Origin of the sequence: Polaribacter sargassicola, assembly GCF_021991835.1 — a bacterium.
Classification (GTDB): Bacteria; Bacteroidota; Bacteroidia; order Flavobacteriales; family Flavobacteriaceae; genus Polaribacter; species Polaribacter sargassicola.
Genome location: NZ_JAHDAU010000006.1, coordinates 150,810 through 164,030 on the forward strand (window position 1 = coordinate 150,810; position 13,221 = coordinate 164,030).

The following is a 13,221-nucleotide window of genomic DNA, read 5'->3' on the forward strand; positions in this document are numbered from 1 at the left end:
AAAAGCCTATTAAATTTTAAAATAAATTTAATAGGCTTTTAAAAAACTATTTTTAGAAACTTATTCTACTAATATTTTTTTAGAAACTTTTCCTTTATCCGTTTCTATTTTTATGATATAAACTGTATTTACAAGGTTTCTTGTTTTTAACCTATTTTCTTTTATGTCTAAATTTAAATCAGACCATTGATCTACTTTCTGACCTAATAAATTAAATAATTGTACTTTTTTAAGTTCTAAGTTACTAGTATTATTTATAACTATTTCTTTAGTGGTATTATCTAAAAATACATAAATATTACTTTCTAAAATATCATCATCAACATTTAAACTACTTTCTTCTTTAAAAGCTAATACAAATCGATCTGTATATGCTCCTGCATCTAAATTTAAAGTAACCATAGATTCTTTTATATTGTAAAATGTATTTGTTAATTTATCTACTATAAATATGTCTTTAGATACATTTTGTAACTCATCAATCATTAAACTTATTTCACCTGAATAATCCATTACAATAGCTAAAGGAACTTCTAATTCTGTAGAAATCTCTTGCACTCCTGCAATTACATATTTTTTTTCATCATTAGTAAACTTCCAATACATATCTGTAGTTCCAATATCAAAAATTTCTGAATCGTAACCTTTGTCAAATTCAAATGAATTATTTGCTTTAAAAGAAATACCTATTTGACGATGTAATGACAAGTTATTTTCATTCTTAAATTCGAACCCTAATTTAATAATTGGTAATAAATCTGTTGTTTCTTTAGATGCAGTTTTACTTGTTATTTCTCCTGATTTAAAGAATACAGAATCATCTCCTTCTGTTATATATGCTCTTTGACTATTATTAAACTCTATATCTCCACCGTCTGCATCTCCAACAACCATAAAACCTTGACCAATTGGAATATAAGCTCCTGGTGTTTGATAGACACCTGTTCCTATACCAGAAATTCCTTGATAATCTTCACATGTTGTTACTGCAGACAATGTCATAGGAGCAGTTATTACAGCGTAACCACCTACATAACCAGCAAAAGTATGTCCAGCAATTCCTGTATCTTCTCCTTCTCCTAAAGCACTTTCATGATGCTCCCAGAAATATAGAGAACCTGTAAGAGATTCTTCATTATCTTCTATAAACTTTCGTGCATTAATAGCTGATGAATACGGGTTACCAATTAAGTATTCTTCATTTGAACCAATTTCTGATGGTGTGGTAAAACTTCCATCATTTGGAACACCCATAAATGTATAATTCTGTGCTCTACCAGGTCCTTTAAATATAAAACCTTCACCTCTACCTATATCTCCAAATTCTCTAGCCTGAAACCAATTAGAATACCCCGCTGTACTAGGTGCAAATGTGTATATCCAATAACCTGCTAAAGATATTGGAGAGGTTGTATCACCATCATATCCATCAATCCAATTAATATCTTTGGCTATATCAGATTTAATAGTTCCTTCAAAACTAGTAGGTTCTGTACCATCTTTAAAAATAGCTTCTACAGTATATTTTAAAGAGGAAGCATCTGGTATAACAGGAGAACTCATATAGTTGTATCTATACAAACTTGGCACTTCTGAGTTTTGATCTACTAATAATTTTCCGTTACCAGAAATTTTACTTTCAGAAACATGTGTTTGTACTAATTGTGCTTTATTAGTATTATCGGTGCTTATCAATCTAATTTCTCCCTCAAGAACAATATCATTAGTTACTACAAGTAAATTATCTGTAACTCCTAATTTCTTATCTTCATTGATTGTTAATTTTCTTGCACTAAATCTTATATCTCCATTATAATCTTCATCAATTACAACAAAACGAGACCTGTCTGGAAAACCATTAGACCAAGAATTATCTATTCTGGTAGTAATAGCTATTCTATGTAAACCTAATAATGTATTTGCTTCATTTTCCGAAGATTCTATCTCAGAAATTAAAGGATCGTGTGGATGTCTAAATTCTGATGATGTACCTTCACTTTCCTCTCCTACGGTTAAAAAAGTTGGAATTGCATCATCTATAAATATCACCCATTCATCTGCGTTATAATCTTTATTTGGCACTAATGTTTCATCAATTCTTACATAAGAAGTATTATCTGCAAAAGATTCAATAACATCATACCTATTTGCATAAGAGGTAGCATCTGTTGTTCTTGATAAAATAATTAAATCATCTGCACCCTCTATGTTTGTTAAATCATTATTAATTTCAACAATAGCATTATTATTAATATTGGTTATACGATTAGTACTATTTTTAATAAGTACAGATTGACCAACTGCTAACTCTTCTGTAACAGTATAAGTTACATCGGGTGCTACATCTGTTTGATCTCCTGTCTTAGAATTGTATAATTGGATGTTAATTAAATTAGCTGGAATACTAATATCGCTAATATTTGTTACTTCAATCCATCTTTCTGTATCATATTGATATACTTGCGTAATCATTGGTACTCCATTCTCTACTGTATCTCTATAATCTAAATCTCCAATTGTTGTTGCGTCATTGTCTGCATCTCCAAAAGAAGCTATCAAAGAATCAATATCACTAACCGTATTATTTGAGTCTAAACCATCATTAACAGTGTTTCCAACAATTTCTAGATCATCATTATCATCAAAAGCATCATCTAAACCATCACCATCTGAATCCTCTTCAAGAATGGAATCAGCGGCATGTCCATTTTCTTCAATATCAAGGGTTCCATCATTATCAGAATCTATATCTAAATAATCCGGAGTCTCATCAGAATCTGTATCTACAACCTCTAAACCAATAATAGTTCCGTTTTCGTAATTATCGTCAACTCCATTGTTATTATTATCAGTGATATTTATACCAGAAGGAGGAATGTAACCAGTTGTTGATTGTCCTTCTATATTGTCTGGTATTCCATCATTATCTGCATCAATATCTAAGAAATTTAAATGACCATCTATATCAAAATCACCATTCGGATAAGAGTTTGGTCTTCCATCCTGATTCGCATCCGTATCTGCTCCCGTAACAATTAAAGCATTGTTTTTATTAGATCCAGAACCGTCAAAACCAGTATCTAATACATTTGTTGGATCTCCGTCTACCACATCATTAAAACCATCATTATCTTCATCTATAAAATTATCTGCTTTTCCATCTCTATCATCATCCGTACCTCCGGCTTCTACAACATCTAATATTCCATCATTATCTGAGTCTAAATCTAAATGATTTAAGATACCATCATCATCAAAATCTCCGTTTTCATATCTTTCAGGAATTCCATCGGTATCTGTATCGGCTCCTGTAACAATTAAAGCATTAGCTGTGTTTTCTGATGTTCCATCATTACCAGCATCTCCATCTACAACATCATTAAACCCATCACCATCGTTATCTATATAGTTGTCTGCTTTACCATCTCCGTTAGCGTCTGTACCACCCACCTCTACAACATCTGGTATTCCATCGTTATCGGAATCTAGATCTATATAATCTGGTATTCCATCTCCATCTGTATCTGGGTTTGTGATATCAGTACCACCGTTTTCTGAATCATACAAATCATCTAAACCATCAGTATCTGTATCGTTAATTAATACTCCGTAATTATCACCATCAATATTATCTACTAAACCATTACCGTCTGTATCTACTCCGCCAGCTTCTACAATGTCTGCAATACCATCATTATCGGAATCTAAATCTAAAAAATTAAATACGCCATCATTGTCTGAATCTATAGGGATAACAATACCAATACCATCTGTACCAGCACTACTTGGCACTCCTTCTGTGGTAATCGTTGTACCTACCTCTCCGTCTGCTTGTCCGTCATTATCCTCATCAACTCCTCCAGACTCTATTACATCAGGAATACCATCATTATCTGAATCTAAATCTAAACTATTGATAATACCGTCGTTATCTGCATCTATTGACTCATTAGAACATTGTAGCATACCAAAAACAATATTATCTACCCCAAAATCATTACCTGAAATTCCGTTTGGCTGATCATTTATAATTACTACATCTACAGAGGTTACAGTTGATGTAAAATTTAAAACAATTCTTCTCCAAGTATCATCATTTTCTATACCTAAACCATTAGATGAAATTACTTCTAAAGTTTCTCCGTTAGAACTATCTTGAATTTCTAAACGAAATATTGGTAAATCTGTACAATTATCTCCTGTACATAAACTTGCTACATCTACTCTAAACCTATAATCTGCACCAACGGTTAAATCATTTAATGTACGACGATAAAAAGGTACATCATCCCCGTCATTACCTAAATTTATAGACAAATATCTACCTGCATTACTACCACCATCTGGACCCGAGTCTTGATCTATATTTGCATCTAAATCACTATTAGCTTCTGTTCTATTCCAAATTGCTAAACCAGGAGATAATGAAGAAACTACCGCATAATAACCATCTGGTATATCTCCTTGGCTGTCATATTTATGATTTACAATATAAGGATTAGAACCTCTTGCAGTACCTGTACCAAAATCTTCACTCAATAATTCTATAAATTCTTTTTTATCTTCTATATTACAGCTACCATTTTCTGCAACATCTAAAATTCCATCATTATCATCATCTAAATCAAAAGTATCTATAACACCATCATTATCTGTATCAGTTAAATTACACGCTTCTGAATATACACTACTTGTAACCGCAGATAATGTACCTGTATAACCATCTACACCTTGTACAACTCCATTTTCATCTACAATTCCATCAATTTGTCCATCTCCATCAGTATCTGTAAAACGAGCTTCTATTGCATCGCTACACCCATCTTCATCTGAATCTGTATTTAAATAATTTGGTTTACCTATAGTGGTTTCTATTGGCGTTAAACCAATACCAGAACAATTATTAGTAGAAGTATCTACCTCTACACCATAAATTCTAATATTGTTACCACTATAATGAGCGATCCTTATATATTGAGTTTCGTTTTGCACAGTAACAGTGTATGCTGTTTTACTTGTACCTGAAACATTAATATTACTTATTAATTGACCATTAGTACCTGATGCATTAGAATGATACACCTCTACAGCTGATGAACTAGAACTGTTTGTGTTTGAAGCATAAATGGTTACAATAGAATTTTCTGCTATTAACTGCCCCATATTTAATATTAAATTAGAAATACCAGAAGCAGACCTAGCAAAACTTGTTCCAGGGTCTCCTACAGCATTAGAAGGGTTATTAAAAGTAGAGGCTGATGCCGCTGCAGTTGCATTTATTATTTCTCCCGTAGAAGAGTCTGAACAACTACTATCGTAAACATCTGCTAAACCATCTTGGTCTAAATCTTCTAAATTATCTACAATACCATTATTATCAGAATCTAAACCGCCTGCTTCTAATAAATCGTAAATACCATCGTTGTCTGAATCTAAATCTAAATGGTTGGGTATACCATCTCCATCAAAATCTTCTGTAGTTTCATCTACATCTAAAATACCATCATTATCATCATCTATATCTATAGAATCTATAATACCATCTCCGTCTGTATCTGTATCATCACAATAAGCTATACTTGCATCTGTTACAGCAACGTTTGTACCTGTATAACCATCTGTATTTTGTACAACTCCGTTAACATCTACACCATCGCCATCTATTTGTCCGTCTTCATTAGCATCTGTAAAACCTGCTTCTATAACATCATAACATACATCTCCATCAGAATTTATATTCAGAAAATCTGGTGTGCCGCTTGTAGTTTCTATCGGTGTTAAGCCTATACTAGAGCAAGTACTACTATCATCACCCATATCTACTTCTATACCATAAATTGCTATATCGTCCCAATAAGCAGCAACCCTTATATATTGTGTATCATTTTTTGTTGTTGTTGAAAAAGATGTGATGGTAGAGCCTGAAACTTCAAAATTACTCAAATAAGTCATTTCCGTTCCATTAACATCTGACTCACGAATTTGTCCACTATTTTTACCTCCAGTTGCATGAGCTGCATAAAGTGTTATTGTAGATCCTGCGGGTACTACTTGTCCCAAATCTAAAACCACATAAGAAGTTCCTTCCGCTGTACTAATAGCTGCCTGCGTATCTGAAAAACCTGTTGTACTTGTAGCATAACCTGGGTTAGTGAATGAACCTTGGGTTACCGTTGCACTCACTGCATTTATTACTCCGCCTGAACAAATATTATCTGATACTCCGTCGTCATTAGCATCTACAAAATTATCTACTAAACCATCATTATCGTCATCTGTACCACCTGCTTCTACAATATCATAAATACCATCGTTGTCTGAATCTAAATCTAAATGGTTTGGTACGCCATCTCCATCAAAATCGCAACGCAATGCCTCTAAAGCAATATCTTCTGCAGACCAAGTGGTACTTAAAGAATATCTTGCCGCATCCATTAAACCTGAGTAATTAATATTACTACCACTAATTCCTGCCGAGTTTCCGCCAAAATCTCCACCAATACCACCATTACTTGTGTGAGGTGATATAGAACTATGACCATCACTATAATCTATACTTTCTGCAACACCATTTAAATATACTGTTAAAACACCTGCATTAAAAGTAATTGCTACATGTTGCCATGTATTTAATACAACTGCTGTAGGATGTGCTACATTATATTGATTACCACCACTTTTGGTTGTGTAAGTAAGAATATTGCCATTTAACCACAAGATAGAACCATGTGTGCCACCACCTTCTTCGTATATAATTCTAGTACCTGTTAAATTATCGGGTTTAATCCATGCTGAAAAATTAATTGCTATATAATTCCCCTCCATAAATCCACTATCTACACTATATCTTATTTGATGAGAAGTACCATTAAAACTTGCAGAATGTGTACCTTGTACTGCATCTGTAGAAAAATCAGGTATGCTACTATCATCTGATATTTCGTTATAATTGTTACCAGAAATATCATCGGTATTATTATCTAAAGACCAATAAGCATCTGCATTTGTTACAATATTTATATCGCAGTTTACCATTTCATCAGTATCTAAAATACCGTCGTTATCATCATCTAAATCTGTACTATCTGGTATGCCATCTTTATCTGTATCCACAAAAGTACAAACGTTTATAGAATTATCTGTAACAGCTGTCTTTGTACCTGTATAACCATCTGTATTTTGTACAACTCCATTATCATTTACAGTACCATCTCCATCTATTTCTCCGTCTCCGTTAGTATCTGTAAAATATGCCTCTAAAACATCATAACATCCATCTCCATCTGAATCTAAGTTTAAATAATCTGGTGTACCACTTGTAGTTTCTATAGGGGTTAATAATGTACCTGAACAATCTGTAGTTGATGAGCCACCTGAAGAACTTGTACTGTAACTTACCCCATAAATAAACAAATCCGAATCAAAAGCTTCTGCAATAAAAGAAGTGTTTTCATAATCTATTGTAAATGTAAATTCATTAGTTTCTCCAGGTTGAATATAACCAGACTTAAGATTTTTAAACCAAGTATCTCCCGACTCATTTCCAAAAGTCCAATAAACTTGAAATTCCATAGCATAGTGTTGATTATTTTTAGAATATACTGTTATTTCAGTACCAGCCGGTAATGTTTCTGGAAAACCTAAGGTTAATTTATTACCACTTGCGTTAGATTCTGCATATGTAGTACCAGGTTCATTAAGTGCATTAGAAGGATTGGTAAAGCCACTTGATGAAACTACCGAAGTAGCATAACCTAAAGAAGAAGTACTTGTACAACTATCATCATAAATATCTGCTAAACCATCTTGGTCTAAATCTGTAAAATTATCTACTAAACCATCGTTATCTGCATCTGTACCACCTGCTTCTACAATATCATAAATACCATCATTATCAGAATCTAAATCTAAATAATTTGGTACTCCGTCACCATCAAAATCTCCTGTACCTTCTACAGAATCTAAAATACCATCGTTATCAGAATCTAAATCACAAATATTGTTAATACCATCGGCATCAGGATCGTTAGCTGTAACAACACCCTCGGTAGCTCCATTAGTACATTCGTATACAATTCCAAAATTTACAGTTTTTAAAACAGTTCCAACAGATACAGAAATAACACCATTTGCAGTACCATCATCACCTGTTGCTTCTCCCTGACTTTCTCCTGTGTTTACCCAGTTTTCTGGTAAATTAGCTGTTGTACTGCCGATAGAAGATGTGTGTAAAACTAGATTATAATTTGTATTTTTACTAACCTCTATTAAAAACTCATAACTACCATCACTTTCTACTTGTGTAGTAGATAAAATATTATTTGAATTATCTAATAAACTTATATATAATTGTGTACCTGATGGGCTGTAAATTGCATCACCATCTACAGAGTTATCATCTAATTGATCAAAATCTTCAAAAACATTACCAATAATTCCTGGCACATTTGGATTAGTAGGGTTATTAGTAAAGGTATCATCAGAAATACCATAAAATTTAACATCAGCTTCTCCATTATTATCAATTCTAAACCCATAAATAGAAGAAGAGGAATTAAACAACTCTACATCTACTACAGAAAAATATTGAGGTTGACTCGCTTGATATCCTGCAGAACCATACCCAATATTCCAATCGTATTTTCTACTTCCATTTCCTGAAGTACTTCCTGCACCATTATTAGGTCCATTTACAAAACCAAAACGCAATTTTCTTGCAGAAGTAATAGGATTTCCATCGATATCTAAAGGTGTTACTGTAAAATAAGTATTCCCAAACCTTTCACTTACCACAAGATGGTCTGCATCAGTTAGAGCTTTTTTAAATAAAATATCAAAATCATCAGCACTTGGAATATTAGATACGCCATCATAATATAAATAATGAAGTGCATTTTTACTATTTGCCATATCTTGCATAGCATTTTCCCATTCGGCTACCCCGTCTTTAACTTCAGTTTTAACACCTTCATTATAAACACCGACTCCTCTGGCAGCTGTTGTAAAATTATTATTGGTTACAAACGTACCAAGAACATTGTAAAAATTTAAGGTTTTGGTCTCACCTTCTCCAATATCAACCTTAATATAATTCATTAAAACAGGAAGCGAAGTTCTATTTGCGTTAGGAGCATTAGAAGTACCGTAACCTTGTGTTTGAGTAATTGTATTTCCATTAAAATCGAACTGTACTTCTGTTACAGGAACATTATCTGTACCTAGAACAACATCGTATGTGGTTTGCGATACACTAGATAACGATATAAATAAAAAAATAAAAAGTAAAGGGAAATGTAAATTGAAACAAAGTACTCCCCCAAATAACCTTGTTTTTTTTACACATTTTTTCATCGTAAAAATTTAAAAACAAAATTAATATTTTATTTATTATATCTTCTTATTTTCAACACTTTAAGCAATAATCTGTTTAAATTTATCTTATTTACAACAAGCCGATAATTTTATTAAAAAAAATGCAATTTCAACATATGTTTTTTAAATTAAATAAATTAAAAGTTAATAAATTTTACGACTTAAATTATTAAATATGACATTTATCATATTTTATTAAAATTATTAACACAGGTTTTATTCTTAGAAGTTTAGTTCTTTTTACTTATATTAACAATAAACTCTAAATCGTTTCTTTTAAATATAGTTTAAGAGAACAATATTACTTTTTATTTGATGTATATTTGCACTCCATTACAATATACAAATGAGACTACATAGAAACTTAACTTTTGCTGTAATAGACAGTATTAGAGATATTTTTAACGAAGGTGTTTACGCAGACAAAGCGGTAGAAAAAGCCCTTAAAAGAGATAAACGTTGGGGAGCAAGAGACCGTAAATTTGTTGCAGAAACTATTTACGACATTGTTAGATGGAATAGATTATACGCAGAAATTGCAGAAGTTAAAGTACCTTATGATAGAGATAATATTTGGAGACTGTTTTCTGTTTGGTGTATTTTAAGAGGAATTCCGTTACCAGATTGGAACCAAATTGGCGATGTACCAGAAAGAAGAATTAAAGGTAGATTTGCAGAATTATCTAAAACAAGAAAGTATAGAGAATCTATACCAGATTGGATGGATGAAATTTGTGTAGCCGAATTAGGTGAAGAAGTTTGGACCAAAGAAATTGCTGCTTTAAACGAGCAAGCTAAAGTAATTTTAAGAACAAATACTTTAAATATTACTAAAGAAATTCTGCAAAAAAAGTTACGATCAGAAAACGTAATTACAGAGTTTTTACCAAATCATCCTGATGCTTTGCTATTGCCAGAAAGAGCCAATGTTTTTAAAACAGAAGCCTTTCATAACGGTTTTTTTGAAGTACAAGATGCTTCATCGCAATTAGTAGCCGCTTATTTAGATGTTAAACCAGGTATGAAAGTGGTAGACACTTGTGCTGGTGCTGGTGGAAAAACATTGCATTTATCTGCTTTAATGCAAAATAAAGGACAAGTAATTGCTATGGATATTTACGAAAGTAAATTGCGTAAGTTAAAAGTACGTGCCAAAAGAAACAAAGCACATAATATAGACATGCGTGTTATAGACTCTACAAAACCTATTAAAAAATTACATTGTAAAGCAGATAGGGTTTTAATTGATGCACCATGTTCTGGTTTAGGCGTTATCCGTAGAAACCCAGATTCTAAATGGAAATTACAACCAGAATTTATAGATAATATTAAAAAAGTACAGCAAGATGTTTTACAACAGTATTCTAAAATGGTTAAACCAGGAGGAAAAATGGTGTATGCAACTTGTTCAATACTTCCTTCAGAAAACCAAGACCAAGTTAATACTTTCTTAACATCGGAAGCAGGAAAAGACTTTACTTTTGTAAAAGATAAAAAAGTATTGGCACATATTTCTGGTTTCGACGGGTTCTATATGGCTTTATTAGAAAAAAAATAATATTTTAATTGCTGAAAAAGAAAGTATTTATTTTTTAATTTAAACAATATCTAAATGATAAAAAAACTACTATTTCTACTTTTAATTACATTTACTACTATTGGTTTTTCTCAAGAGCAATATTATTTTAATGTAGATTTAACTTTAACAGGCATTCAACTTAAAGATGAATTAGCTGCAAAAGTTATAGCAACTCACACAAGAACATTAGAATATACAAGCGGAGGCCCAGATGTTTGGGATGCTACTAAAGCTACAGATGAGTATTCTTCTAATACAGATGAAGTTGTTTTATTTTATGGTTGGGAAAACGGTACCGACCAAGATATTACCAATGATTATTCTCGTGATAAAGACTTACAAGACGGTGGTTCTGGAGCAGAGTTTGTTTGGAACAGAGAACACGTTTTTCCTAAATCTTTAGCAAATCCTGTTTTAGATACAGATGTACCTGGGCCATCTACCGATGCGCACCATTTAAGAGCAGCAGACAGAACACGTAATTCTACAAGAAATAACAGAAAATATGGTAAAGGTTCTGGTAATTCTAATTTTTCTACCGATACTTATAGTGGTTTAGAAGGTGCAAATACACCTGCTTGGTACCCTGGTGATGAATGGAAAGGTGATGCTGCAAGAATGATTATGTATATGTACCTGCGTTATGGAGAGGTTTGTTTGCCTAGTGCTGTTGGTATTGGTAGTAGCGAATTTACACCTGATGACATGATTGATTTATTTTTAGATTGGAATGCAGAAGACCCAGTTTCTGACATAGAAATTGCTAGAAATAATTACCATGAAGATACCAGAAATTATGCCGCACAAGGTAATAGAAACCCTTTTATAGACAATCCATATTTAGCAACAAGAATTTGGGGAGGAACATCTGCAGAAGACAGATGGGGAATCTATACGGGTAGTGATACTGAAGCTCCTACTACACCAACCGACGTTACTATAAGTAATATTACTTTAACTAGTGTAGATATTTCTTGGACAGCTTCTACAGATAATGTTGGTGTTGTTGGTTATAATATTTATGTAAATGATGTTTTAACAGCACAAACAGACAATACAAACACAACAATAAATAGCTTAAATACCAACACAACCTATAATTTTACAGTTGTTGCAAGAGATATTATAAACAATCTTTCTGATGCTAGTGAAGTGGTAAGTATTACTACATTACAAGATACAGAAGCACCTAGTATTCCTGCAAATGTAGTTACTAGTAATATTTCTGACTCTTCTTTTAAAGTAAGTTGGGATGCTTCTACAGACAACAATGCCGTAGCTAGTTATGATATTTATGTAGACGAAAATTTAAGTGCATCTACAACAGATCTTTCTTATACAATAGTTGGTTTAAGCCTTTCTACAACATATACGGTAGAAGTTTTAGCAAAAGATATAGATGGTAATGCCTCTGCTAAAAGCACAGCAATTAATGTAACCACAACTGATGGCTCTTCTAACGGAATTACAGAGTTATTTATTTCTGAATATGTAGAACCTGGTGCTGTAAATAATAAAGCAATTGAAATTGTAAATTTATCTAGTTCAACAATTAGTTTAGCGGGTTATAGTATCCAAAAGCAATCTAACGGAGGTTCTTGGGTAGATGATTTTAAATTAGACACTGGTGATGTAAAAAGCATTGTACCTAACGACGTTTTTGTAATTACACATTCTGATGTTTCTGATGAGCACCTTATTGCAGAATCAGACTTATCGGGTCCTATTAGTAATGAAGATACAAGTTACGGTTCTCCTATGAATTTTAATGGTAATGATCCTGTTGGTTTGTTTAAAAATGGCGTTTTAATTGATATTATTGGTGAAGAAGGAAATTCTAGCGATCATATAATAGATGCTACATATAGAAGAAAAAGCACTATCTCTGTGCCAAACACTACATATACTGTAACAGAATGGGACAAGTTCCCTGCAGACACTTTTGATGGTATTGGTAGCCACAGCGCTACATTAAGTAATGCTACTTTTACTTTTGAATCTTTTAAAATGTTTCCAAATCCAACAAACGGAAACAACGTTTACTTTAGTGTCACAGAAGATGCTACTATTAATGTTTACAATGTTTTAGGTAAATTAGTTAAAACTACAGAAGTTACAAAAAGTAAAAACAATATTGATATTTCTAATTTATCAAAAGGTATCTACTTAATCAAAATTAATTCTGGTAAACAATTTATTACCAAAAAATTAATAAAAAACTAATACAAAATACTCTAACTTAAAGCGATTCATTTTTAAATGAGTCGCTT

At 32.3% G+C, this 13,221-nt stretch carries 3 protein-coding genes; 2 read left to right on the top strand and 1 reads right to left on the bottom strand.

Annotated features, from left to right (window positions below):
- Positions 1-60 precede the first annotated feature (60 nt).
- Positions 61-9,351 (bottom strand): DUF8693 domain-containing protein, encoded by a 9,291-nt coding sequence (locus KI686_RS11250; RefSeq protein ID WP_237589388.1) that lies wholly within the window; start codon positions 9,349-9,351, stop codon positions 61-63.
- A 367-nt stretch (positions 9,352-9,718) separates the two neighbouring features.
- Between KI686_RS11250 and KI686_RS11255 the strand changes: the two genes are divergently transcribed.
- On the top strand, positions 9,719-10,930 hold the full coding sequence (locus KI686_RS11255; protein WP_237589389.1) for an RsmB/NOP family class I SAM-dependent RNA methyltransferase: 1,212 nt from the start codon (positions 9,719-9,721) through the stop codon (positions 10,928-10,930).
- A 54-nt stretch (positions 10,931-10,984) separates the two neighbouring features.
- Positions 10,985-13,174 carry an endonuclease gene (locus KI686_RS11260; protein ID WP_237589390.1) on the top strand — a complete coding sequence of 730 codons (2,190 nt, stop codon included), beginning with the start codon at positions 10,985-10,987 and terminating at the stop codon, positions 13,172-13,174.
- The last annotated feature ends 47 nt before the right edge of the window (positions 13,175-13,221 follow it).